This window comes from Oscillatoria sp. CS-180, from assembly GCF_028330965.1.
Lineage (GTDB): Bacteria > Cyanobacteriota > Cyanobacteriia > Phormidesmidales > Phormidesmidaceae > Halomicronema.
This window is the reverse complement of the sequence record NZ_JAQMUB010000033.1, coordinates 23,971-48,468: the sequence shown is the minus strand read 5'-3', so window position 1 is coordinate 48,468 and position 24,498 is coordinate 23,971. Positions and strand designations below refer to the sequence as shown.

Annotated in this window: 29 protein-coding genes; 13 read left to right on the top strand and 16 right to left on the bottom strand. The window is 50.5% G+C overall.

The genetic code is table 11. The features are described from left to right. Nucleotides 1-34: 34 nt before the first annotated feature. The 4 genes from PN498_RS08235 to PN498_RS08220 all read right to left on the bottom strand — a co-directional run bounded on the left by PN498_RS08235 (nucleotide 35) and on the right by PN498_RS08220 (nucleotide 2,075). Entirely contained in the window at nucleotides 35-649 is a 615-nt protein-coding gene (locus PN498_RS08235) for a hypothetical protein (RefSeq protein WP_272062245.1), read from the bottom strand. Nucleotides 650-833: 184 nt separating this feature from the next. Next, nucleotides 834-1,289, bottom strand: coding sequence for an EVE domain-containing protein (locus PN498_RS08230; RefSeq protein ID WP_272062244.1), 456 nt, complete (start codon nucleotides 1,287-1,289; stop codon nucleotides 834-836). Continuing rightward, nucleotides 1,264-1,755: a tRNA (adenosine(37)-N6)-threonylcarbamoyltransferase complex ATPase subunit type 1 TsaE gene (gene tsaE, locus PN498_RS08225; protein ID WP_272062243.1), complete on the bottom strand. Its 492-nt coding sequence runs from the start codon at nucleotides 1,753-1,755 to the stop codon at nucleotides 1,264-1,266. The genes PN498_RS08230 and tsaE overlap by 26 nt, the downstream gene beginning before the upstream one ends. Before the next feature lie 101 nt (nucleotides 1,756-1,856). Further along, nucleotides 1,857-2,075, bottom strand: coding sequence for a hypothetical protein (locus PN498_RS08220; protein WP_272062242.1), 219 nt, complete (start codon nucleotides 2,073-2,075; stop codon nucleotides 1,857-1,859). A gap of 27 nt (nucleotides 2,076-2,102) precedes the next feature. On the opposite strand from PN498_RS08220, the gene PN498_RS08215 reads away from it, so the two are divergent. Beyond that, nucleotides 2,103-2,522 carry a peptide chain release factor 1 gene (locus PN498_RS08215; protein ID WP_272062241.1) on the top strand — a complete coding sequence of 140 codons (420 nt, stop codon included), beginning with the start codon at nucleotides 2,103-2,105 and terminating at the stop codon, nucleotides 2,520-2,522. A 46-nt stretch (nucleotides 2,523-2,568) separates the two neighbouring features. On the opposite strand, the gene PN498_RS08210 is transcribed toward PN498_RS08215, so the two are convergent. The 3 genes from PN498_RS08210 to PN498_RS08200 form a co-directional block, all read right to left on the bottom strand. After that, nucleotides 2,569-3,087 carry a DUF3122 domain-containing protein gene (locus tag PN498_RS08210; RefSeq protein ID WP_272062240.1) on the bottom strand — a complete coding sequence of 173 codons (519 nt, stop codon included), beginning with the start codon at nucleotides 3,085-3,087 and terminating at the stop codon, nucleotides 2,569-2,571. A 28-nt stretch (nucleotides 3,088-3,115) separates the two neighbouring features. Beyond that, nucleotides 3,116-4,564, bottom strand: coding sequence for a tetratricopeptide repeat protein (locus PN498_RS08205; protein ID WP_272062239.1), 1,449 nt, complete (start codon nucleotides 4,562-4,564; stop codon nucleotides 3,116-3,118). Nucleotides 4,565-4,906: 342 nt separating this feature from the next. Beyond that, entirely contained in the window at nucleotides 4,907-5,446 is a 540-nt protein-coding gene (locus PN498_RS08200; protein ID WP_272062238.1) for a DUF4149 domain-containing protein, read from the bottom strand. A 484-nt stretch (nucleotides 5,447-5,930) separates the two neighbouring features. On the opposite strand from PN498_RS08200, the gene PN498_RS08195 reads away from it, so the two are divergent. After that, on the top strand, nucleotides 5,931-6,521 hold the full coding sequence (locus PN498_RS08195; protein ID WP_272062237.1) for a DUF2808 domain-containing protein: 591 nt from the start codon (nucleotides 5,931-5,933) through the stop codon (nucleotides 6,519-6,521). Nucleotides 6,522-6,558: 37 nt separating this feature from the next. On the opposite strand, the gene PN498_RS28575 is transcribed toward PN498_RS08195, so the two are convergent. Further along, nucleotides 6,559-6,795 (bottom strand): NAD(P)-binding domain-containing protein, encoded by a 237-nt coding sequence (locus PN498_RS28575; protein ID WP_442951408.1) that lies wholly within the window; start codon nucleotides 6,793-6,795, stop codon nucleotides 6,559-6,561. Nucleotides 6,796-6,885: 90 nt separating this feature from the next. Next, nucleotides 6,886-8,289 (bottom strand): glycosyltransferase, encoded by a 1,404-nt coding sequence (locus PN498_RS08190; protein ID WP_272062236.1) that lies wholly within the window; start codon nucleotides 8,287-8,289, stop codon nucleotides 6,886-6,888. Between the two features lie 523 nt (nucleotides 8,290-8,812). Here PN498_RS08190 and ebsA point away from each other — a divergent pair. The 5 genes from ebsA to PN498_RS08165 all read left to right on the top strand — a co-directional run bounded on the left by ebsA (nucleotide 8,813) and on the right by PN498_RS08165 (nucleotide 11,991). Continuing rightward, on the top strand, nucleotides 8,813-9,193 hold the full coding sequence (ebsA, locus tag PN498_RS08185; RefSeq protein ID WP_442951407.1) for a type IV pilus biogenesis protein EbsA: 381 nt from the start codon (nucleotides 8,813-8,815) through the stop codon (nucleotides 9,191-9,193). Nucleotides 9,194-9,281: 88 nt separating this feature from the next. After that, nucleotides 9,282-10,382 (top strand): phosphotransacetylase family protein, encoded by a 1,101-nt coding sequence (locus PN498_RS08180; RefSeq protein ID WP_272062235.1) that lies wholly within the window; start codon nucleotides 9,282-9,284, stop codon nucleotides 10,380-10,382. 54 nt (nucleotides 10,383-10,436) lie between these two features. Beyond that, entirely contained in the window at nucleotides 10,437-10,952 is a 516-nt protein-coding gene (locus PN498_RS08175; protein ID WP_272062234.1) for a DNA recombination-mediator protein A, read from the top strand. Between the two features lie 19 nt (nucleotides 10,953-10,971). Then, complete coding sequence (locus tag PN498_RS08170) at nucleotides 10,972-11,394, top strand: MAPEG family protein (protein WP_272062233.1); 423 nt, start codon at nucleotides 10,972-10,974, stop codon at nucleotides 11,392-11,394. 105 nt (nucleotides 11,395-11,499) lie between these two features. Then, entirely contained in the window at nucleotides 11,500-11,991 is a 492-nt protein-coding gene (locus tag PN498_RS08165; protein WP_272062232.1) for a YajQ family cyclic di-GMP-binding protein, read from the top strand. Nucleotides 11,992-12,082: 91 nt separating this feature from the next. Here the strand turns inward: PN498_RS08165 and purH are convergent, their stop codons facing one another. Further along, complete coding sequence (purH, locus tag PN498_RS08160) at nucleotides 12,083-13,645, bottom strand: bifunctional phosphoribosylaminoimidazolecarboxamide formyltransferase/IMP cyclohydrolase (RefSeq protein ID WP_272062231.1); 1,563 nt, start codon at nucleotides 13,643-13,645, stop codon at nucleotides 12,083-12,085. Between the two features lie 136 nt (nucleotides 13,646-13,781). Here purH and PN498_RS08155 point away from each other — a divergent pair, with 136 nt between their 5' ends. Continuing rightward, on the top strand, nucleotides 13,782-14,420 hold the full coding sequence (locus tag PN498_RS08155; protein WP_272062230.1) for an alpha/beta hydrolase: 639 nt from the start codon (nucleotides 13,782-13,784) through the stop codon (nucleotides 14,418-14,420). 196 nt (nucleotides 14,421-14,616) lie between these two features. After that, nucleotides 14,617-17,226: a CHAT domain-containing protein gene (locus PN498_RS08150; RefSeq protein WP_272062229.1), complete on the top strand. Its 2,610-nt coding sequence runs from the start codon at nucleotides 14,617-14,619 to the stop codon at nucleotides 17,224-17,226. Between the two features lie 98 nt (nucleotides 17,227-17,324). On the opposite strand, the gene PN498_RS08145 is transcribed toward PN498_RS08150, so the two are convergent. From PN498_RS08145 to PN498_RS08120, 6 genes are all read right to left on the bottom strand, one after another. After that, nucleotides 17,325-17,444 carry a photosystem II reaction center protein J gene (locus PN498_RS08145; RefSeq protein WP_272062228.1) on the bottom strand — a complete coding sequence of 40 codons (120 nt, stop codon included), beginning with the start codon at nucleotides 17,442-17,444 and terminating at the stop codon, nucleotides 17,325-17,327. A gap of 91 nt (nucleotides 17,445-17,535) precedes the next feature. Then, entirely contained in the window at nucleotides 17,536-17,655 is a 120-nt protein-coding gene (locus PN498_RS08140) for a photosystem II reaction center protein L (protein WP_272062227.1), read from the bottom strand. A gap of 10 nt (nucleotides 17,656-17,665) precedes the next feature. After that, complete coding sequence (gene psbF / locus PN498_RS08135) at nucleotides 17,666-17,797, bottom strand: cytochrome b559 subunit beta (protein WP_272062226.1); 132 nt, start codon at nucleotides 17,795-17,797, stop codon at nucleotides 17,666-17,668. Between the two features lie 64 nt (nucleotides 17,798-17,861). Beyond that, entirely contained in the window at nucleotides 17,862-18,110 is a 249-nt protein-coding gene (gene psbE, locus PN498_RS08130) for a cytochrome b559 subunit alpha (protein WP_272062225.1), read from the bottom strand. A gap of 107 nt (nucleotides 18,111-18,217) precedes the next feature. Further along, nucleotides 18,218-19,225 (bottom strand): photosynthesis system II assembly factor Ycf48, encoded by a 1,008-nt coding sequence (locus PN498_RS08125; RefSeq protein ID WP_272062224.1) that lies wholly within the window; start codon nucleotides 19,223-19,225, stop codon nucleotides 18,218-18,220. A gap of 67 nt (nucleotides 19,226-19,292) precedes the next feature. Then, on the bottom strand, nucleotides 19,293-19,598 hold the full coding sequence (locus PN498_RS08120; RefSeq protein WP_272062260.1) for a rubredoxin: 306 nt from the start codon (nucleotides 19,596-19,598) through the stop codon (nucleotides 19,293-19,295). Nucleotides 19,599-20,085: 487 nt separating this feature from the next. On the opposite strand from PN498_RS08120, the gene PN498_RS08115 reads away from it, so the two are divergent. The 4 genes from PN498_RS08115 to PN498_RS08100 all read left to right on the top strand — a co-directional run bounded on the left by PN498_RS08115 (nucleotide 20,086) and on the right by PN498_RS08100 (nucleotide 24,459). After that, entirely contained in the window at nucleotides 20,086-20,448 is a 363-nt protein-coding gene (locus tag PN498_RS08115; protein WP_272062223.1) for an NAD(P)H-quinone oxidoreductase subunit 3, read from the top strand. A 17-nt stretch (nucleotides 20,449-20,465) separates the two neighbouring features. Beyond that, nucleotides 20,466-21,179 carry an NADH dehydrogenase subunit K gene (locus tag PN498_RS08110; RefSeq protein WP_272062259.1) on the top strand — a complete coding sequence of 238 codons (714 nt, stop codon included), beginning with the start codon at nucleotides 20,466-20,468 and terminating at the stop codon, nucleotides 21,177-21,179. Next, entirely contained in the window at nucleotides 21,172-21,714 is a 543-nt protein-coding gene (locus PN498_RS08105; RefSeq protein WP_272062222.1) for an NAD(P)H-quinone oxidoreductase subunit J, read from the top strand. Before PN498_RS08110 ends, PN498_RS08105 begins: the two co-directional genes overlap by 8 nt. A gap of 231 nt (nucleotides 21,715-21,945) precedes the next feature. After that, nucleotides 21,946-24,459: a hypothetical protein gene (locus tag PN498_RS08100; protein WP_272062221.1), complete on the top strand. Its 2,514-nt coding sequence runs from the start codon at nucleotides 21,946-21,948 to the stop codon at nucleotides 24,457-24,459. Nucleotides 24,460-24,498: the final 39 nt, after the last annotated feature.

Sequence of the window (24,498 nt, the reverse complement as noted above, 5' to 3'; positions counted from 1 at the left end):
GCAACCCCTGCTCGGCTGTTTCTTTTCCCACCCACTACCAACTCAGGAAAAAGCGATGAAACCCACCCCATTTCCATAAATAAGCACGTCCGGCTTCCGTCCCAAAGTTCCAGTTGGCCTCGAAATCCAAGCGATCGCGAAAGATACCGTAGGCTAGCTCTGGCTCTTCAATAGACTCCAGGCGGTATTTTTCATATCGAGAATTCTGGCCAATATCCATCTCTCGCGCCCATTCAACATCCTCCTCAACTCGGTAAGCCAAGATAGGGGCTTTGTCGGCGGGTCGATTATAGATAAGCAATTCACCGTCACGGTAGTCCATGCGATCGCTGGCACTTTCTCCGGTAATCACACCGTCATAGGCCACGCCATAAAAAGGGCCGTCGTCAAAACCTCGTTCCGCAAACTTAAACAGGGAGACGGCAGGCAGGAGTGCTACTAAAGCCACCAGGCAGCCCAAGAGGTATCCCATAGAGTGTTTTGGCACCCAGCGCCAGCGTTGAAGCAAAATGATGGCTCCAAACCCAAGCAGGACAACTGTGAACGGTAGAACTGGATGAATCAAGGCAAATGGGAGGGCGATCGCTACCCCAATTACAGCAGTTAAGATGCCAAGTCCTACTGTCTTGCGTCGCGTAGTTGCCACCATTAATGTCTACCCCAACCCTAAAGTTAGAGATCTTTCTACCACGTTCATGGCGATTGAAGTGGTTACCTTAGGGTAGAAATTTAACCCCAAGGTGATTGATGGCTAAAGTCAACTGGCTTGTGCATCCAAAGCACCCAGATGCCTAGCGCATCGCTAAGTAACTTGCCGATTGTCCTAGCCTGTACTACGGCTGTCCCATCTCCAGAAGCTTAACTGCAACGGCATCATCAACGGGCATTACCGAGAGGCGATTCCCTCGCTTCACAACAAGGAGTTCTTCGGGGCCGAAAGTGGCCTTAAGCGTCTCTAACGTAATTTGCTCTTTGAACGTTTCGACGTAGCCCACTTTGACAGTGCGCCAACGAGGATCATCCGGCTTCGATTTTGGGTCGTAGTACTGGCTTGCTTGATCGAATTGCGTCGGATCAACAATATCAGCCTCAATGATTTTCATCAGACCTACAATGCCGGGTGGCTTGGTGTTCGAATGATAGAAAAAGGCTAGATCACCCACTGCCATATCGCGAAGGAAATTACGAGCCTGATAATTGCGCACGCCGTCCCAGATTTCCTCTGGGGTCTGCTCTAAATCGGCAATGCTATAGACATCCGGTTCAGACTTCATGAGCCAATATCGCATCAGGCGTTAATTCCTCTAACAAACGTGTTTGGGCAGAATTTCCGGGAATCAGCACCCCTTTTCGGCCCTCAGGATGCTGATACGTCAGTCTCACTTCAAGGGATGCCGGAGGGAGATAGCGTAGTCGCTCGGCCCATTCAATCGCCACAATGCCCGGAGGGTATTCTATCCCCTCCCAGTAGCTTTCCAAAAACAGGCGATCCGTATCTGCACTCTCCAACCGATAGAGATCAACGTGGTAAAGCGGCAGGCGATCGCCCACGTACTCGTTGATCAGCGTAAAGGTCGGACTATCAATTTCTTCCGCAATCCCCAACCCTTCACCGAGTCCCTTGGTCAAAGTCGTTTTGCCACTGCCTAAGTCGCCCTTCAAAAGCAGCACTGTGCCTGCTGCAAGGTGCTGCCCTAGCCAGCGTCCTAGAGCAAATGTCGCGCGATCGTTTGGCAAAGTTAGCGTTTTTGACACGGTTAGTTCTCTAGTCCTGCCCCGACAACACTGTCTTGTTAGTAACCTGCTCACGTCTAGGATAGAGAGTGAGTTGACTCGATAAATTTCAGCAAGATCCACTAGGTTTTTCGAGGTGACAACCTTAGTGCGGTTATCAAAGCTACTGTGCCGCCAATGGTGCCCCAAACTAACCACAGACCTAGATCAGCACCCCGACGATGGGCTATTTGAGCCGCCAGCAGACCGATCAGGCAATGCAGCAACATCATGACTGTAACGGATAGCGGCAATCCAATTGCGGCTAATTCTGGAGAAGGGGTGAGATAGGATGACTCCATAGATTTTTAAATAACTCCTGGCGTCCTATGAGAAATCCCTTTTGGCGGCTTAAAACGCTGCCTTGGAGCCCTCTAATCCAGAATGCAGCACTGACAGTGGTATTGGCGACCGTTTTAGACCTCATTTTGATATTTACGCTGACGCTGCTGCTCAACATTTGGCCGCAGGGAAGCCTGCTCCTGTTGCAAGGCGGCACGGTACAAATCCTGCTGGCCTTTTTAGCGGCAGGCGGCGTTGGTGCATTAGCTGTCATTTTGATGGAGCGGGTCTTTCGCAATGTTTTGCTAGATGCGACCACGCTGTGGGCACTCATCGGCTGTTTGACGGTGGTCCTGTTTTTGAAAAGTCTTTTGCCTATCCCTGCGCTGCTTGTCGGACTCAGCTATATCCAGTTTGTGGGGCTCATTTTCGGTCTCTTCTCTCAAGGTCGTGGATACTGGCGATAAGATGGCCCGAAACATTGCTGTCCCAAAAATCTCCTGAGTTGGCCCCCTACTCTTTGGCCGTCTTCACCTGCAACCACTCCTTCACGATGAAGGGGGCGATCGCCCATTCCACTACCTCATCCCCTGCTAAAGACAACTGCATTTCCAGTGGTAATGGATTGCGAACGTCTTCGAGCAATGGCTGGAGATTGTACTGTCCTGCGTTAACGGGTAAAGTCCGTGTTTGAGGATCAATGCTCCACGGGAGTTGCCAATGCTGCCCAGTCGGTGCAGTCACCCAAATAGGCTGCTGCGGATTCACTTCCACCGTTCCTGGAAAACCCACCAGCCGCATGTAGATGCCCTGAAGCGCGGTTCCTTGGGTCCGCTTAAACGCGATCGCCTGCCAAGCGCGATCGTTGTAATCCCGTAGACTCTGGCGCGATCGTACGGTAACTTGTCCCGGACGTTCTCGATAGGTGTGCAGGCTCGCATGAGCGGGTAGGGGAAACGAGATAACACATAGACCGACAAGGACGGCCAGTACAATCGTCCGTAGAAGTCCGGTTGAACGAATGACGCTCATTCTCTAAACCACAATTGTCAAATCACATTTACCTTAGATAAATTAGCGTCTCCCGATACTTGTCGGGTTGTCCGGTTTCTAGGTAGCGCTCAGCGGCAGCCTGAAAATCTGACCGAGCTCCAATGGAATCACCAAGACGGGTCCGCATAACGCCACGTTCGTACAACACGTCTGGATCAACGTCTTCCTCTTCCAGCGAGATGACCAGAGAATAGTCGTCAAGCGCCCGTTGAATATCACCAATGCTGGCATAGACCTCAGCCCGGGCAGCGTAAGCTTCGGCATAGTCGGGGCTGAGCAAAATAGCCTGATTGTAATCCGCTAGGGCCGCAGCGGTATTGTTGTCGGCGAGGTGAGCATCCCCTCTCAGCTTGTAAACAATTGGGCTGTCAGGAGTCAGCTCAAGAGCACGACTATAGTCATCAACTGCGTCACCCTCGCGGCCACGCATCATCTGTACCTCAGCTCGCCCCCGATAAGCTTCGACTAAGTTAGGGTCTAGAGCCAGAGCACGATCAAAGTCGTTGAGGGCTGCTGAGCTATTGCCCTGTCTTGCCAAAAGCAAGCCACGATTGAGGTAAGCTCGGGTGAAATCAGGCAGCAGCGTGATGGCATCATCTAAGTCATCGATCGCTCGACCTAAGCGATTCTGAGCCGCAAAAATGAAACTGCGATTGTAGTAGGCGTAAGGCAGATCATCATTGATTTCCAAAGCTTGGCTGAGGTCAGCTTCAGCCTCCATGAATCGCCCTTCTTTATAGTAGGCAGCACCTCGACCAATGTAAGCAATAACGTTGCTGTCTTCTCGACCCAGCACGAAGCTGAAGTCCGAGATGGCAGCGGAGTAGTCCCCTTCCTGGTCATAGGCAAACCCACGAAGCAGATAGGCGGGGGTTTGGTCAGGGTCTTGGTTAATCGCTGCGGTAAAGTCGCTGACGGCCTTCAAGCTATTGCCGTCTTGCAGCGCCACTAGGCCCTGATACAGGTGAGCATCTCCGAGGGTGGGATCTAAGGCTAAAGCGAGTTGAGCATCACTGAGAGCTTGTTGAGCATTCCCTAAAGCGTAGTGAATCTCTGCTCGCAACAAATAAGCGCGACCGAGCTGAGGATTGAGCTCAATGGCCTGGTTGAAATCGGCAATAGCATCATCCAACTCTTCTAGCTCTTTGTAAGACGCTCCACGATACAGATAGGCATCTGCATAGTCGGGCCTGAGACGGATTGCCTCACTAAAGGCAACGATCGCCTCAGAGTATTCCCCTGCTTCAAAGAGAACAACTCCATTGTTGTAGTACTCCACCGGAGACGGAAGATCTTCTGCTGGGGGGGCCGATTCTTCGGTCGTTGGAGATGGCGTTTCTTCAGTCGTTTCCATCTCTTCGGTAGATTCCGTCTCCTGGGTCAGTCCATAGGTTGGGTATGCCCCAACAATGGCGCAGGCACCCAGGAGAGCGATCGCATTTCGTAACCCTTTCATTGCTGATTCCTCCATTTAGCTCACCGCAGCAAAGCCAATTGGGCCTAATGATAAGCCAGCTTCTCCGTCATGGCATAGGTCTGAACGCTGAGTTTTAGTTTTTTGGCAATAAAATACACAGCGCAACGTACTACAGCTGAGTATGTTTATTCTCAGAAATCTCCCAAATCCATAAAAAAGCTAGCTCCCAGTTAAAGAGCTAGCTTCAGGTCGTGTTTTATGGTCGAGGCTTGGACAGAATAGCTACCAGTGGAACAGGCCCTGGCTCGCCTAAAACTCTTTCCCCTGAGAGCATGAAGGGAGCATGAAGGGTCTGCCGACAAGTCCTAGCGCTGAGGCTGCTTACAGCGAAACATTTGCAGTGGCAGCAAGACGATCGCGCATATCTATCAAGCACAGCCAAACCAAGCTTGCTAGGCTAGTGACCTTCAACACCTCTAGCAGCCAGTACGCGCTATGGAGCCAGTTCATCGCAGGAGCGATCGCCGTTTGAGATGCAGAGTTCAAGGAAAGCGCCGTTGCACTCATCTCGGGAGTCAGCACATAGGTATCAACTAGGGCCAAGCTAAGCAGGCAAAGGCCAATACCCAACGCCCAACGACAGCGACTGCCACTGTAGGCAACCTCAAATTCTCCAGGGTTCCGACGAAGTGCCAAGACCCCCGTTAGGACAATGGCTGCACACAGCAGTTCAACACGGTTAAAAGACCAAAACAGGGAATACCCAGCAGTGGCAAAGTCAGTCTGAGTAGTCATGCCGGATACATACATGATGGGCATCACGAGAAAATCCAGCACAATATTGCTGCTGAGCCAGAAGCCAGCGATCGCAATAACCCAGGGTATCCAGTTGGTCCGATTAGCGGTTTGTTGAGAGAACATAGGAATAATTCCAGAGAGATAATTGGCGTCAGAGAGACATTGCGGGAACGCCGTCCAAATGCTGAAGAGTTAAAAAGCACTTCAAATCACTTCGAAGAGTTATTTGGTGTGACGCTCATGTCTCTATTCTGTCGATAGATGATTGGATAGCGGAGCATTTCGACAAGAAGCGTTGCTTTTAAGCCACTTTTTCTAAACCTGTTTGAAAAAATGTGACGAAGAAATAAGGCAATCTGGAGGATTTCTTTGGATTCGGAGCGTTCTACTCAAAATGGATTTATTGAAAACGAAGATACCCAAATATGAAGCGACTGGGTTGGCTGCTCTGCTCACTACCCGGAGTGCTCCTCTGGCTTTGATGCCATATTCGTGTTGCGGTTGAGCCAGTATGGGAAATAAGAGTCACGATAACAGCGGCTGTCGATAACAGGGGCTGTCGACGAACTGATTTCAGGCAGTGAGCAAAAAGTGGGAAGATTTAATTATGGATAGCATTTTAGGAGTGGTGCGGCGATCGCGGCTAACCCTGGTCGTTATTAGCGCTCTGGTCGTATCTGCCATGGGTCCACAACTGTCGCATTTGACAGCGGCTCAGTTAGGGGACGGCACGACGGTCTTTACCAGCCCGCCCCGTTTAGTCAGTTTTGTCACGACCGACGATACTGCCAACAAAAAGGATGTGACCTATTACGTCACAGTCAACTTACTTCCTGAGGCTGAAGAATCCCTCGAAACCCTAACTGTAGAGTTAGTGGAAGGACGATTCACTCGCTTGGATTATCACGCTGACAGAATTGAGGTCTTTGAAGGGACAAGACAAACCAGAGAAGATAATTACCCCATCGAATCTGCCAACTACGATGAAGATTCTCAAACGGTCACAGTTCGTTTGTCACAATCGGTCGCTCCTGGACAGGTCATCACATTGGCGCTTAAGCCGGTCCGCAATCCCAGCCGAGAGGGCGTCTACTTGTTCAGAGTGTCAGCCGCTCCAGCGGGAGAAAATCCTGTAGCGCAGCGAGTCGGCACAGGCCGAATTCATATCTATCGAGAATCTATTCTGGATATTTTTTAGCTATCAACCCCTTTAGAGATGGATTCTTCGCCTTTGACTAGTACGTCCCCTTTCGACGTTCTCCAAATCTTGGTTCGGCACGAGGAGCTGTAATAAATCCTGGAGTGACTAGAGCATTGCCAGTTGCGAACATAGTTGTAGGACCTATCTCCTCAGCAACTGCTTGAGATTTTTCAAGATGTCTTGAGCCGAAAGCAACTTGATGTCCGGTTATTGACCAAGCTCCTCCCAATACTCGTGCCATATTGCCGCTTCCCCAAAACCCTATTTGCATACTTCCTCATTTGAATTCTTTGAAGTTGATGTTACGGAGTCCTGCTGAAATGTTGAGCAGCTTGATTGAACCACCAAGCGTACTTTTCTTTTACTGCGAAGAGACCCTAGCCGCGATCGCGGCTGTGTCTTCTAAGTTACCGTGCTGAGTTTTGACCCACTTCAAACGTTTGGGACGGATTGCCATGCGGAATGTGACCGCGCCCACAACAACAAACCAGTGCATCATATAGACCATGCCGCGAATAGTTTGCACAAAGATGGAGAAGGGAGACGCTCTTCGAGTTTGCCAGAGGCCGCTAGCCATGCCGACGGTGGCAAATAGCGCCGCTACGCTAGAAACGGGCATCAGCATCGGCAACCGGTTGCGGGCGATCGCCAGCGCGAAATCAGGAAAGGCCGCCGTAGGCACCCCATACTGAATGAGCCAAAACACAAACAGATCAAACGTTTTGTTCCAGCCCAGTCGTCGTGGGGTCAAGAGTCGCCAATAGTCCAAATACCGCTGATAGCCACCCTCAGCCCAGCGATTTCGCTGATGCCAAAGGGAAATTGCTTGAACTACACCTTCCTCCCAAACAGCAGGTGTCATTACCAGAGGCACATCCCAACCGGTGAGGTGAAGCTTTAGCGTCAGGTCAAGATCATCCGTGATAGTTTCTTCATTCCAGCCACCGCACTGTTCCAGTGCTGCTCGTCGAACGAACTGTCCGTTGCCACGGAGTTCACCGATACCACTGTTGCTAATGCGCTTGAGTTGACAATAGGCGTCAAAGGCCATCTCAGCCACCTGACCACGCGTCCAGAAATTTCGGGTGCCGTTAGCGATCGCCTTACGCAACTGTACGGCTCCTACAGTGTTTTCTTCAAATAGCGGGACGACCTGCCGCAAGCAGTCTGGAGAAACCTGGGCATCGGCATCAAACACCAGCAGGATCGAACCTTGTGTAGTGGGCCAAACCTGATTCAGAGCACCTGATTTGCCACCTGTTGCAGCTTGGTCTCGGTGAATAGCGTTCAGGTTGACATAGCGCCGTGCCAAATCGTCCATCAACTCGCTGGTACCGTCTGTGCTGTTGTCGTCGATGAGCCAAACGTCAAACCGTTTAGATGGATAGTCGATCGCCATTAGAGAAGAGGTCAGCCGCTCAATGACTTCAACCTCATTTTTGGCAGCCACCAAAATAGAGACGTGGGGCCAGCAAGAAAAATCGGTTGCTTCCTTTTCTGACGAGGGTGTGTCACGCCAGCTCGGCAGCAAATCTGGCAAGGGATGGGGGCGAATCAGCAGTACTCGGACTAGATGCGCAGTGGTGATTACAGTGAGGCCATATACGATCCACTGTCCCCAAACCAGCACGTGCAAAAGTACTGTGCAAGACCATACGCAGGCTAGGGCGATCGCGGCTTTCAGCCGTCGCCGCTCATAGCGACTAAATTCATCTACTTCCAGGGGAATCAAGTCGGCAGAATCCATATCCATCCCATTGAACATCTGGCTGCTACCTCACCTCTTATCTCTTTCTATAAAATGCGCTTGGCTTAAACGTTTGGCCGATCAAGCAACGACAATTCTTCATGATGGCTCTTTTAACAAGCTGGGTATCCTCAACTCAGCATGGGCGGACGAGTTTGCACTCCCGAGTCAGTTTTGCAAACCTTATGCTTGTTATTGAGTCAGACAACGGTGTCTGATGCCGTCAAATCCATAATTGCATTGAGGTGCGGCATTAAACTTGTTCACCTCATATCAACCATCCTAGCGGTTTAGGGGAAGAGGAAATTCGAAACTTGGTGTATTCAAACAGAGTTGTTGTGGTATCACTGAGGGCGAACAGCTACCTTCTAAAAGATTTGCAGACGTGTAAGTAGGGAAAAAGGAATTGACGGCCTAGTGTTTGTTGACGTTGACTGTGGCCTAATCTCAGCGACAAACAACCGATACACCAAGCAATACTTGAGTCTGCCTGAAACGCTTATTATCTATCGTCGAGTGAGCCACCGGATTTACACACACTATGTCACTGACCTTTGAAGAGATAAAACCCGTCAGCAAAACCGACATTGGCGTCTACCTGCCTTACTACCAAGGGACAAAACGCAATGCACTACCTTACGCGATTGGGCTCTACAAACGAGGAAATCTAGAGGGTGAACGAGCGATCGAAGAGGGTGAAAGCATTCCATTTATCGCTACTTGGAATGTTTCGACTCTGCCAGCTGACTTAACTCGCTGTCGTCTTCAGTTTGATGACGACGCGGATTTAAGCTATGAGATAACCATGGCAACATTTGAGTTCGTCGATTTTTTGTTTGATGTCGTGGTTGCCCTTCGCCATAAGCGACCTGCAGATTTTTCTAAATCGTTCTACCGAAAACTTCTGCGTTTGGACGATTAGTTGCATAAGGCTGCGGGTATTCATTAGTGGCTAATGGCAAAATGAGAAGGGCAGTCCAGTATGCCCACCGTAGCAAGGAGTTAAGGGAGTGTCCAAAACAGCCAAACATCTGATCATTGGCTCAACAGAAGCCTGCAGCGGTAAATCCACCCTTTCCGTCGCCATCGGCAGCCAACTCCAGGAGATTGGGTTTCAAGTTGGCTGGGGTAAGCCCCTGGCGTCTGTGGACACCCTTGGACATGGGCTTGAGCGTCTCGACACTGATCTGAGCTTTGTTCCCACAACCCTTTCCCTGGTCCCTGACGAGCAACCCCCAAACTTGCTCTCGTTGGACAGTCGGACTCTCTTAGATCGATTACACCAGGAGTCTGTGCAGACCCTTGATGATGTGCTCAAACATTATTGGGAAAATGCTCAGGGAGATATTTTACTGCTTGAGGGACCTTCAACCCTTGATGAAGGAGCATTGTTTAATCTTTCGCTGCCTGAAATGGCTACGGCATTGGATGCCCAGGTTTTACTGGTGATGCAGTTTGATACTCGCTCAATGGTCGATCAGCTTGTAGCAGCTCGTAAACGATTGGGAGATGCTTTGCTTGGAGTGGTGTTGAACTCCATTAGGGAAGAGGAGGCGGGTTTAGTCTCGGATGAGATTGTGCCCTATCTCGAAAGGCAAGGTCTGCCGGTGTTGGCAACTCTGCCAAAATTGTCGTTTCTGCAAGGAATTCGAGTCTCCGAGCTCGTTCGATATTTGGATGCTGAGGTGCTGTGTGGCGACGATCACCTCGACCTAGTTGTGGAAAGCTTGAAGATTGGTGCCATGAATGTCAATTCGGCACTGCGATTTTTTGGTCAAGGCAGCCATCAGGCCATTGTTACGGGGGGCGATCGCCGCGATTTGCAAATTGCGGCGCTAGAAACCTCAACCCATTGCCTCATCCTTACAGGACAGATTCCGCCCGCTAAGGACGTACTAGCCTTCGCCAAAGATAAGGAAGTTCCAGTCCTATCCGTCGCAACAGACACATTAACAACTGTTGAGCAGGTCGATAGCTTATTTGGCCGTGTTCCTCTGAACAATCCGGACAAGGTCTCACTGATTAAAGAACATCTCAGTCGAGACGTGAATGTAGAACGCTTAATCACGCTGATGGGCTTGGAAATGCCAGCGATCGCCCCCCATGGCTAACTTTTTGCCGCTTGACTGATACAATGGGCGCGTTCGTTCATTCGTGTATCTCCGTTGAGTCAATCAATTGATGCCCCTATAGAATCTTCCAAGGTCGATGTCTTTCTACAAGAGCTAGCAGCCATCAAGCAGTCCAGCTCAAAACGCATCGCTATCTTGGGGTCGCGCCACGTGCCCATTACCCATCAGCAGCTGATTGAACTGATGACCTATGCGCTGGTGATGGGAGGTAATCGCGTACTGACTTCAGGCGCAACGGGGACAAACTCAGCGGCCATTCGAGGCGCACTCAAGGCTGATCCCAACTTGCTGACCGTTATTTTGCCCCAAAGCCTTTCAAGGCAGCCGAGGGAATCTAAGGACCAGCTAGATCAAGTGATGCATCTGGTAGAGAATTCTGCTAATGATTCGCTCTCTTTGGCAGAGGCCAGTGCTATCTGCAACCGAGAGATTATTTCCCGCTGTCAGCAGCTCATTTGTTTTGCTTTTCACGACAGCCACACCTTATTGCGGACCTGCGAAGACGCAGAAGAGCAGCGTAAGATCGTGACATTGTTCTATTTTGACTAAGCGAACTTTTTAGGCGTTTATGGATATTCTGACTCGCTTACCAATGCCTGCAACGCTGCTGTACTGCATTGTCATTGGTGCCGTTTTGATTTACGCGCCCTTTTTTGTAGTTGCGATCGCTCGCCTGCAGGTGGGATACGACATGTCGGCCCCCCGTGAGATGGTCAATAAATTTCCGCCCTATGCTAAGCGGGCTAACTGGGCACACCAAAATTCGTTCGAATCTTTCACGCTGTTTGCGCCTGCGGCACTGATGGCCTACGTCACTGGTCAGGATTCAACTTTGGCCGTTGGGGCAGCGATCGCCTATGTTTTGGCCCGCTCGCTTTACAGCGTTTTTTATATTCTGGATGTTCCTGTACTCCGATCTGCGATGTTTGCCGTGGGCAACGTCGGTATTTTCACGCTATTTATTTTGAGCTGTCGTTCTGCAGTAATGTAGATAAGCTCAGAAGAGACGGTAGTTACTCGCAAGCAATCAGTAGAATTGCCTGTATTTTGAGTTTGCTGCCTTCTTTGAACCCTTGTTGCTAGATGTGTGCAGGTTATGGCCTCTACCTATTCCTTCGACATCGTGAGTGAGTTTGATCGCCAGGAATTAGTGAACGCGATCGATCAGGCTCGACGAGAAATCACCAATCGCTATGATTTGAAAGACAGCAAAACGTCTATTGAGATGGGCGAAAACACCATCACAATTGAGACAGACAGCAACATGACGCTCCAGTCGGTGCAGTCTATTTTGCAAACCAAAGCCGCCAAACGAAACTTGTCCCTGAAAATATTCGATTTTCAGAAAGCAGAATCGGCTAGTGGTGGGCGAGTTCGTCAGGAAGTCCACCTCAAGAAAGGCATTGACAAGGAAATTGCTAAGGACATCACGAAGCTACTGCGCGACAACATCAAGAAAGCGCAGGCTTCCATTCAAGGCGATGCTGTCCGCGTTTCAGCGAAATCAAAGGATGATTTGCAAACGGCGATTCAAGTTGTGAAATCTGAAGACTGGCCTGTCGCTCTCCAGTTCACAAACTATCGATAGGGATCATCGATGTGAGGACGCGATATATCACGCTTTAGCCTCTGGCGATGCGTCAACGTGTCCTCACACGGCCATTTAATTACCCACAAGATCAGTGCAGAAAATGTCGGACTCCCGTCATCGCCATGATGATGCCTAGTTCGTTGGCGGCTTTAATTGAATCTTCGTCGCGCCGACTGCCGCCGGGCTGCACGATCGCGCTAATTCCCGCTGCTGCCGCTGTCCGTACAGAATCATCGAAAGGAAAAAAGCCATCACTGGCCAGAACGGCACCCGGCACCTGATCACCTGCCTGCGCTAGGGCAATCTGAACGGCCCCAACACGATTCATCTGTCCGGCTCCGACACCAATTGTTGTCCGATTTTGAGTGATTAAAATAGCGTTGGATTTCACATGCTTGACTAGTCGCCAAGCAAACAGCAGTTCCTCCAACGTATCTACGTCAGGCTTTTTGTCAGTCACGATCTCCCAGTGAGATGGATCGTCTTCGATGTCGTCAACTTCTTGGACCAGGAAACCCCCCGCGATCGCCTTGGGAGCATAATCCGGTCCGCTGTCCAAATCCTCCAGCAACAACACCCGCAAATTGGTTTTTTGGGCCAAAATTTCTCTGGCCTCCGCTGTACAGGCAGGAGCCACAATGCACTCCAAAAAGGTTTGCGTCAACGCTGTCGCTGTTTCTCCATCAATGGCTCGATTGAGGGCCACAATGCCGCCAAATGCAGACACGGAATCCGCTGCAAACGCTTTTTGATAAGCCTCTACCAATGACTGACCTTGGGCTGCTCCACAGGGGTTTGTATGCTTTAGGACAGCAGCAACCGGAACCTGAGTCGGAAACTCTGCAATGATGCGGCGAGCCGCCTCTAAATCCACGAGGTTGTTGTAGCTCAACGGTTTACCCTGCACCAACTCGGCAGCGGCCCACCCCGATGCCGTGCTTCCCATCTGATACCACGTTGCCGCCTGATGCGGATTTTCACCATAGCGGAGTTGCTGACGCTGAGTTCCAGTCAGTGTCCATCGCGGCGGCAACGTCGTTTCATCATCGGCATCGTTAACGTGCTTAACGTGTGAGAAGTAATGAGCGATCGCCTGATCATAGGTCGCCGTATGCCAAAAAGCTTGTAACGCGCACTCCTGACGAAATTGAGGCGAAACCTCACCGCTGTTCTCGCTCATCTGGTGCAAGTACTCCTCATACTGTCCAGGTTTGCAGAGCACCGTCACAAAAGCGTGATTCTTCGCTGCGGCCCGTAGCAAAGTCGGCCCTCCGATATCGATTTGCTCGATTGCCTCGGGGAGGGAGACGTTTTCCCGAGCGATTGTTTGCTCAAACGGGTACAGGTTGACGACAACCAAATCGAACGCACGAATACCGTTGACCGTCATATCGTCAGCGTCAGCCGATAGAGTAGGCCGACCTAAGATGCCGCCGTGGATTCTGGGATGTAGCGTTTTCACTCGACCGCCCAAAATTTCCGGTGAGCCCGTGTAGTCAGAAACCTTAGTCACCGGTAAACCGGCCTCCGCGATCGCCTTCGCAGTTCCTCCACTGCTGACAATCTCGAAGTTGTGGGTTTCCACCAACGCTCTCGCAAGGTTCACCAGTCCTATTTTGTCCGATACGCTCAGCAACGCCAGCCGCGACATTCTCTATCTCCCGTTCTTTGCACACTTCAATATACCGAATGGGTGGATGAGGAGAGGAGTTTAGGTTGCCGGTCTTCCGTTGGCGGTTCTGGATCGCTTAAGCGTTAAAATCGTGCTCGGTTGTTAGGACAATTCAGTGGTGTTAAAGGCGATCACGAAAGTAGCGGACAATTCAGCGGACAAGCTGTTCATCGGACTCCATGGGTGGGGTGCAAATGCGGCTGATTTGGCGACTCTGGCGGACTACATGCCGCTACCGGGATTCAAAATGGTGTTCCCTGACGCGCCATTTCCGCACCCCTATGCTCCTGGAGGCAAGATGTGGTACGGCTTTCCCGTTGGATATGACTTTCAGACAGCTCCTGACTTTGAACCGCAAGCAGATTTGCAAGAAAGCCGTCAGATGTTGACGCATTGGCTAAAGGCCTTGTTTGCTGAAACAGGGATTCCGCCTGAACGAACCGCGATCGCAGGCTTCTCTCAGGGCGGGGCAATGACAATGGATATTGGCTTGCAGTTTCCCTTAGCGGGAGCACTCGTTCTAAGCGGTTATCTCCACAGTCGTCCCACTCCCCACGCTGCGCTAGGACCGGTTCTGATGGTCCACGGTCGCCAAGATCCGGTCGTTCCTATCCAGCAAGCTCATATATCGCGAAATGCTCTTCAGGAATTAGCCATTGACCTAACTTACCGAGAATACGATATGGGCCACGAAATCTCGCCGCTGGTGCTGCGGGACGTTATGACCTTCTGCCAAAACTTGCCTTTCGAGTAAATCGCTTCGGCAAGGCACTCCTGACAAGAATGGTACAGCAACCCATGCTCAAACCTCGTATCTCAGCGCTCTTCCCATTTTCTCCCTCCCCTGAACCTGAAACCTGTGGACTACCCTTGAAGAAGATACTCATGAGTCGCCTTGACTCAAACTTTGTAGGCAAGGTCTTAGCCCATACCATTATCTCTCCCTAACCGTGACCCAAGAATTCCATCTATCCATTACGTCCCTAGGCAGCGATCGCTACCTCATTCGGACAGAAGATGCAGCCGCTGGTGTTCCTGTTGCTGAGGCACAGGTCGACTGGCCCGTTGAGGAATGGTTGAAACTATCTCAGCCAGCCATGAACGATCCGCTATCAGGTTTGCTGCAGGGAAACGTCGATTTGAGTGATAGTGGCTTAGGACTACACAAACTAGGGAGCAAGCTTCATACCGCTCTTTTTCAGGATGACTCCATTCGCGAGAGCTGGCTGCGCGCTCAAGGTATTGCACTCAATCGCCAAGAAATTTTACGCTTTCGGCTGGGGCTGAAGGAAAGCCGGTTGCAGCGACTGCCATGGGAGGTATTGCAGCAAGGGGGGCAGCCGATGACGACTCGTCCTGATATGACCTTCGTGCGATATGCTGCTAATTTGCTCGTTGGACAAACGCAGGCTCAGCAACTCCCTGATGCAGGCTCGTCTATTCAAGTGCTCTTGGTTGTTGCCAGTCCTCGTGATCAGGACCACCTAAAGCTGGTCCAAGAGGTGAGGCATATTCAAGAACTGTTCGCTGTCGAACAAGACAAGTCGCTATCGATTCAGATTGATGTTTTAGAGCAGCCCGATCGCAGCCAGCTAGCCCAGAAACTGGAGCAAGGCAATTATCAGGTTCTACATTATGCAGGCCATAGCGACTTTGGCAAAAATGGCGGCGATCTATCTTTAGTCAATCGTCAAACTGGGTTGACGGAACGGCTATCAGGAGATGATTTAGCTGGACTGCTGGTCAACAACCATGTTGTGCTGACAGTGTTCAACTCTTGTCGCAGCGGACACACGGCTGGAGATGATGCCGAAATGGACTGGCGACAGCAGAACTTGGTTCAGGCGCTGGTCAGTCGGGGCGTGCCTAGCGTGATTGCCATGGCAGAGCGGATTCCCGATGAGGTTGCGATCGCTTTCACCCGCCTCTTCTATCACAATCTACGGGAAGGATTTCCCATTGATGTAAGCTTGAGCCGCACCCGTCAGGGCTTAATTTCGGGCTATGGTTCCGACCAGAATTACTGGGCGCTGCCAATTCTGTATCTACAGCCAGATTTTGACGGCTACCTAACGAAGCGCGATCGCGAAGCTGACGACCAGCTCTCCCCCAACACCATAGAACGTACCCAAAGCTCCCCCCTCGCTGTTCCCGAGCCGCTGTCGGACGATCGCCCTACGGCACTGGCTGCCCCCAAGCAGTCTTCGCTATTACCTCGGGAGGTCTCTGAAGACATTACAGACCCTCTTCTGACGCAATTGGATCAGACTGAGAACTTACAGCAGGAAGAAGACGATGTGCTGGCTGACTACGTTCAGCAGCTCTCAAGCGGTTCATCCACAACCGATGAGCCGATGATGCCGGCAGATCAGCAAGAGATCTTAATTGATGAGGCTGTGCAGCGGTCTGGCATGGATATCTATGATGTGCTGCCAGAAGTCTCTGTGCCCAAAACAGAGACGACGGACAGTGTTGCGGCTCCACTGCCGCTCTATCAAAAACCTGCTGCCGAGTCTGATCTGGATACCTCGGATAGTCCTCCAGAACTGTCTCCGCCCCAGGTTGCAACAACGCCTGAAGCAGCGGCTACATCGACCAAAGCCTCGGACAAGAGGATCATGATGTGGCTGGTGGTGGGAGCCATCGGCGTCATCGGCATGGTCAGTATGGGGGCGCTGGCTATCTACTGGGCTGGAGGACGGACAACCTCTTCACCGGTTGTAACGACCCCTGATGCCTCTGAACAGGAACTAGACTCGGAATCTTTTGATGCGGATACGCTGGTTCGCCAGGGAGAAATTGCGATCGCTCAGGAACGCTATGCCGATGCTCGTGAAAAATTCGATCAGGCTTTGACTCAAGCGTTAATGGGTAACGCCGATGCCTCCATCAGCGATGACATTTGGAATTCAGTTGCTGATGCTACCGATCCAGACCTGCTATACATTCAAGGACGCCTGGCTTGGCAAGAAGCGACAACGTTAGCATCAGACATCCCTGATGTTAACGACCGCTTTGAGCAACGCCAGCAGCAGCAGAATGCCCGTGCAGCGTGGGCACAAACGGACGAGCTTTTCTTGGAGGGACGTATTGCCCGGGGATTCGCAGCCTATGCTGCTGGAGATTGGGACGATGCAATTGACAACTGGGAGGCTGCCATTAGACTGTACGACGAAGAGCGGCAGCGCCAGCCCAATCCAGCTAGCCCAACGCCGCTAGATTCGGTCATCCTACATGCCTATGCGGGCCTAGTTATGGCCTATACAGAATCAGGTAACCTGAATTTAGCAGGCCGAGAAGAAGATCCTGGTCTACGAACAGCCAGTGCTGACGAGGTAGCAATTCTGAATGCTGAATCCGACAATGCCCTCGCGTCTGCAAGAGAATACTTCCTACTATTACAAGAACGAGATGCCCGTGAGCAAATGGTCCCCAGCGAGTTAGTGGAAATGAATGAATCACCTCATACTTGGGATAATTGGCTGTGGACCCAGGACCTGATCGAAGAGTGGCGAGTCGATTATCGACATTGGGATCAGGAAACGAATGAGAATTCCTAAAGCAGTCCAAACGTTTAAAACCGAAGGAGGTATCCACACAAGCAGATACCTCCTTTGAAAAATCGAGTTACGGAAATGGTTTTCCTAGACGAGCTCCGTTAGACAGCGGAGCCAACACCTGCATATGCGCCGTAGAAGAACAGGCCAACCACCACAATAACGCCCGTTCCTGCAACTGTCGCTACAATCCACAGAGGAATACGCCCGTTTTGAAACATACCGATAGCCTCCTACCCAAAATTATCCAACACAACACTTTAATTTGATCTACGCTCTTCGACCTGAAGACCACTTCTTCCTAACTGGTCTCTAGTTAAAGAAGTAGCTAGAAAACAGCAGACCTAAGACAAAGACCAGCAACAATCCCAAATAGAGGGAGGTGCGGTTCAACTCGACCGGCTGCTTGTTCGGATTTTGATTGCGTTCCACAATGGTGCTCCTATCGCTGAATAAACTGCATAGCGGCGATCGCTCCTAGGAAAAAAACACTAGGAACCGCTAAGGTATGAACCGCCAGCCATCGAACTGTAAAAATGGGATAAACCGTAGGTTCATTAGAGGCGTTTGTCATATCGTTCACCACTCAACTAAAGTCAACCAACTAAATTATTCAAAAAACGAAATTCACCAGCGGTCTACTGGTTCAAAAACTCATCGATCTGCTGCTTCGCCTCGTAGCGATCAGAAACGATGGGGAGTTCCATCTGATTGCTTTGGTAGTACTCATTTGGACGAGGAGTACCAAAAGCATCGTAAGCCAGACCTGTGCTTACAAATAACCAGCCAGCAATGAATAGCGCTGGGATAGTGATGCTATGGATTACCCAGTAGCGGACACTAGTAATAATGTCGCCAAAGGGCCGTTCGCCAGTATCACCTGCCATATCAACCTCTCATGTAATGTGTGTTTCAATCCTATTACTTAATGATACGGAACTCATGAATTCACCACAAGTTTGATTGCTGATTCCGCATCTACAGAGCGAAAGATTTATGCTGCTGTGCCCCCTGTATATCTCAACAGATAACCGTTTTGACCCAACACAAAACCTTGCTCAGGTGTGTTAAATACAATTCGATAAAGATTGGAGGGAACATCGCTGACGTCCGCATCTTTATACCAGGTTTCGCCTGAATCAGGGCTAACGTAGAGGGTGCCGCTGCCACCCGATATCCATAACTCTTCGGGCGTGCGATAAGACGCATCTAGAAAACCCCAGCTGCTAGCAAACTCGGGTGTTATCGGATCCTGCCAATCTTCATCCTTCCCAGTAGGAGAAAACTGAATCTGTCCGCCTCGCTCTAGCACCCACAAACCACCACCCTCATCGAATCCAATATTCTGTAGGCGACGAGAGCTTTGACGATTGTAAGGTTGCCACTCTAACTCACCAGGCGTCCAAACCGAATAAAAGTTGCCTCGGGAGGATACTGCTGCATAGCTGCCGCTGTCATCGCGGCTCATGTTGCGAACGACACCGACAGCTCCCAAAACAAGAGCCTTCCAGTTCTTGCCACCGTCTTTAGAGCGGTAAACTGCGCCCACATCGGTTGCTAGCTCTGCCTCTTGAGGTTTCAGGGCCGTAATCAAAAAGGGTTTTCCTGGCAGCTTGTCGCTTAGGGGGACTCGCTCCCAAGTCTCTCCCCCGTCTTTGGTATGAAGTAGGATGCGAGGCTGTCCAGCAACCCAGCCTTCATTGCCAACAAAACTGACTGAGGTAAAGGTGTAGTTTTGGTCGCCTAAGTCTAGCGATCGCGGCTCCCAAGTTTCCCCCCCATCCTTGGTCTCCATCAGCGTATTGCGATTACCAACCAGCCAACCGTGGCTGCTATCGTCTGTAAACGCCACGTCTGAGAAGGTTGCCTCTGTATCCAGATGGACAATCTCCCAAGGGTTATTTTCCAAGCTGGGCAAAAAGGCATTGCTGCAGCTAAAGCACATAGACGCGACCACCGCGATCGCGACCAACTTTCTCAGATGAACCAACAGAGCACGCATTCCAAACGATATCCAAAAGACACAACAACTCAGCTAAATCAAATATCCACAGGGCAACAGCCTGGGATTATCGAAGACCGTAGAGACTCAAAAAGAAGAGGAAGCCAATAGCCAATCCACCAAAGATCAAAATGTTTTTTTGTCCAGGCGTTAGCGTATTAACGCCAAGACCATAATTCAAATTTTCCTTAAAGCCAGACGGCGTTCCTGCTGGACCAATATTGGCGAAACGCTTCTTCTGGGCACCACAAACCGGACATCGCCAATTAAGTGGAATCTCCTCAAAAGGTACTCCGGCAGCAATATTGCTGCGATCGTCTCCCTTCAGAGGCTCATAAGTGTAACCGCACGCCAGGCACTCATGCCGGTCCATTTCCCTTGGCGTCAAGGGTTTGTCTGCTTCTTTGGAAACCAGATCGACGTCCTGCACCTGCTGACCATTAGCCGCATCGACCTCATTCACCTGTGGGCTAGGTTCAGTTGTCATTGCTCGTTTCCCCTCAGTTGATAGGCTCTATCCCATGGCATCCCGCGAACCCGAACACGTCGTTCGACAGGACAAGGCTCTCTGCAAAAATTGAAACAATAAAAATTGAAACAATTGTTACCAATCTATAGAATTATGACATAGAACGCTGGGTCACTCTCATACTTTCCTCGACAATCTACGAGAACCTACTTAGCTCTATTATTAATTATTTTCAATGGCTAAAATTGACAGCTGTCAAAACTGATGAGTCTTATAAAAACTGTGAAAGCCCTTCCTATAGACAGACGGCTGAAGTTCTACGGAATGTAAACTACACTATAGAGGTGCTCTGGACATTTAACAGAGCATATTCGTTGAGCGAGGATAAACGGTGTTTGTATTAAGCGGATACGAGTACCTCCTGGTCTTTCTTCTTCTGTGCGGTTCGGTGCCAATTTTGGCATTGGGGATAGCTTCTTTTCTGAGGCCGAAACGCGAAGGAGCCAGTCGTAGGACAACTTATGAATCCGGTATGGAACCGATTGGTGGAGCTTGGATTCAATTCAATATTCGCTACTACATGTTCGCCCTGGTATTCGTCATTTTTGACGTAGAAACCGTTTTTCTCTATCCCTGGGCAGTGGCCTTTAACCAGCTTGGTATTTTGGCCTTTGTGGAGGCGCTCATCTTTATCGCAATCTTGGTGGTAGGTCTCGTATACGCATGGCGCAAAGGAGCACTGGAATGGTCATGAACCCTAGCAAAGCACCAATGCTGGCTCCTGAAGAGCGGCTAGCAAATCCTGTAGGCGCTCCTACAGTAACTCAGGATTTGTCTGAGAATGTCATTTTGACAACAGTGGATGACCTTTACAACTGGACTCGGTTGTCAAGCTTATTTCCACTGCTGTATGGCACAGCGTGTTGCTTTATTGAATTCGCAGCTCTGATCGGATCTCGATTTGATTTCGATCGCTTCGGTCTTCTGCCGAGGGCTTCTCCCCGCCAAGCAGACCTAATCATCACGGCGGGAACAGTCACCATGAAGATGGCTCCAGCACTCGTCAGACTTTATGAGCAGATGCCCGATCCCAAGTATGTCATTGCGATGGGGGCTTGCACCATCACCGGTGGCATGTTCAGCATGGATTCTCCTACAGCAGTACGGGGTGTCGATAAGCTCATTCCCGTAGACGTCTACATTCCGGGATGTCCTCCTCGTCCAGAGGCTATCTTCGACGCCATTATTAAGTTGCGGAAGAAGATTGCAACGGAGTCTTGGGCAGACAAAGACATTATTGGACAAACTCACCGCTATCACAGCGTCAAGCATGAGATGGATTCGGTTCCCCCTATCCTGACCGGCAAGTATTTACAGACGGGCACTCATCAGGCTCCTCCGAAGGAACTTATGACCTCAATGGGAATGCCTGTTCCTTCTGCACTGGAAGAAGCTCAGAAACAGGAGGAGGAAGCCAATGGCTGAAGATTCAAACGCTCCTGAGGCAGCTTCTCAAGAGGAAACCCAAGACGGTTCTATTGTCGAAGCAGGTGCTGTTTCAACCTGGCTGACTGAAAACGGTTTTGGGCATGAAACGTTGGCTCCCGATCACTTGGGTATTGAAGTTATCCAGGTCGAGCCTCAATTCTTGATTCCCGTTTGTACGGCACTGTATGCCTACGGATTCAATTATTTGCAGTGTCAGGGGGCCTATGATGAAGGTCCTGGCAAGCAATTGGTAAGCTTCTATCACTTAACCAAGCTGGGAGACGACGTTACGGATCCGGAAGAGGTAAGAGTCAAGGTTTTCTTGTCTCGGGAAGATCCCAAGGTTCCATCGGTCTACTGGATTTGGAAGGCCGCAGATTGGCAAGAGCGTGAAAGTTACGACATGTACGGCATCCTCTATGAGGGGCACCCCAATCTGAAGCGCCTGCTGATGCCAGAAGACTGGATTGGCTGGCCTTTGCGGAAAGACTACGTGTCGCCTGATTTTTACGAATTGCAAGACGCTTACTAACCCCTGCAAGCTCTTTCAATAGTTTTCGAATGGAGTACGGATAACCCCGTGCTCCATTTTGCTATGAGTGACGGTTCATTTCCCGCCTTCTTCCCAAACATTGATATAGATAACGGATAGCCAGGATGGCTATCCGTCTTGTCCCAATAGAACTGGCGACGGCTATACTTGGCGCAGAATTAATTCAGCTCATTTAGCTGTAGCAGAACTATTGCTCTAGGTCGTCAATTTATGGAGCGCCGTTCCTTCAAGAAGGTCGATCGCCGACTTTGGCTAAATTATTCCTTTCCTGTGTCAGCCTGTGCGATCGCACTGGGGGGGATTTTATTAGGGAGCGCTGGCATTGCCGTCTCAGGCCATTCAGAGACGTTGAACCATCACGACTGTTCCGACTGCATTGATGCTCATGCGGCAAATCCGTTACGGCTTCCCAAAAAGCAGCTACAGACCTGGATACAGCAAGTGCGGCAGGAGAAAAACTCCTTTTTGACCCAAGTCAGCCGTGGCAGCTTTGTCGCCTTCACAGGTGTCGAACCGCGCGAACCGATCCAGCTATTGGAAGGGGCAACCTATCACATTGCGGCTGACAACAGCATCACGTTCACCTTGTCCAATGGAACAGTCGTACCTCCGCTTTCTCAAGCCGGATACGACAACATTCGAGATACTCTGCCTGCTCATCAAAGGCAAGTACTGGATGACAAGTTGTTCTGGCACCTACAGCGCAACCCAGCGATGCCGCTAATTGCCGCTGGACTTGAGCGCGGAGACTACTCCACGCTGGTGGAGAACCAAGTCTTCGATACTGATGCCTTCTACTTGGGTCCCTTTTGGGGCCATATCTTTTGGGCCGCTCAGAAAGCGGATGTTTCCTTAGAGGCGGTAATTCCCCTAGTCGAAACTCACTTATTAACGCTGGAGTTTCCCTATTTGCGCGAGACCGATTTGCGGCATACATCCGGTCCCCTGCGCTCTTTTTATAAATATGAGCAAGCACTGACCAACCAGCAATATTTGCTGCGATCGCTCATTGCCACCCCAATCGAACCCTGGGCCAGACTTGAAGCAATTCAACGAGTTGAAGCATCCTCTACTAAACAGGACTACACCGACTCCAACTTTGTCAGTACAACTATCGCATTAGGACGACTGCCTCTACCCACACCCACAGCGGCTGAAGATACGCCAGCCGTTCATGCCCTCAACATCGCCCATCTTGCCGATCAGGGCATTGCTCTCTTTCCTCAAGACTTAGAACAGGCTGCCTTAGACTACCAAGATCGTCACAAACGTCAGCTCGCTCAAGAAACCGTTGTCAGACAGCGGCTCAGCGAGTTAGCGATTAACCATGGCGTTCAGATCCTAAACGCGACAGACAATTACTACAGCGAAGCGTTTTGGTTACAGATAGGACTGACCCCTACTCTGAGTCGTCAGTCTGTGAATCAGATGGATACATCGCGTCTGCTAGGAATTTTTGCGACACGGATAGAAGGACTGCGGCGATCGTCCGCTGCCGAAAGTTATCCAGAAGCCAGACAGCACTTCATGAGCTTTTTTCAAAAAAATACGCCAGGTTTGTCGGAAACCGAACTGTTGCTCGTTCTATTGTGCGATCAGGCTTTTAATCCTCGCTTTTGGACAGCTCTGAAGGAACAACAGCCAGAATTACTGTCAGACATCAATCTCATTCAGAGCGAGATCAGACAGCTTGAGAACGATTACAAAGCCGCTGCCATTCAAGAAGCCGCTGTTTTTAGAGTGCTCCAGCAGCATGATCTGGACATCACGACTGAAGCGTTCTCGTTGCTGTCAGTCGCAATGGCTAAGCGGTTGAGTGACTTAGTTGACCAGGAATTTCAACCCGGCGATCGCACTCATCCTGACTACCTCAACTTTGCCCGTGGTCTCTATCCTTTTTTGCGGGATATGCCTGATTTGGGGATGCAGTGGGGCAACGGACAAGACATCAAACGATATGGTCTCGACAATTATGTTGTGCCTGACCTGATGGCCCTCGATTCCGACCATTCCCCAACGCTGTCGGCTATGGGTGATTTGTGGTTCAAGATGGTCTCAAACAATGACCTCAATCGCTGGGATGTCGAGACCTTTATCAAATTTCTCAACACGGGTCATAACTTATCGGCTACTCATCCCCCGACTCAGTTACCGCCAGCACAAGTTGCGATGCTGCCGCTAGTTGAAAAATATCGGCCTGAACTTAAACGGGTCACGGGGGCCGATGGTCGTAATGCGCCAGCTGCTTTGCACGGACTGCTGCGGCAGGATTTTAGAATTGAGACTTGGCCGGGCGATCGCCAACCGGGCCCGTCTCGCCTACAACGCATTGATCCAGTTGCCATTCAGCAGCTATTTCCCGACCTTTCCAAAGACAAAATCGATAAACTCATTTGGCACCTGTCCAAAGGCAGTAGCGAATTTTCGCTGGCGCTACCGCTCGTGCTCCTTAGTGACCCACTATTTGTCCAGCGCGAAGATGGCGCTGTAGATTTGCTCTTTGAGTTTGAAGGACAGCAAAGGGTCTTTCCAGAGATCAGCCGCCATTTTGAATCGGTGTACTCGCCGACCTACATGACTCGTATCGCCTTGCCCAGAGAACCCGATCCAGCTTACGTTGAAGCGTTGAACCAGGTTATCCACAGGACTCACGCTCTATACGGTGGCTACACCGCTAGGGTTACAAGTCTACCTGCACCCTTGCAAACCCTTCAAAGCGAGTAGTGCGGGTCAGTAACCCATAAAGACGATAGGCGCTGTGCA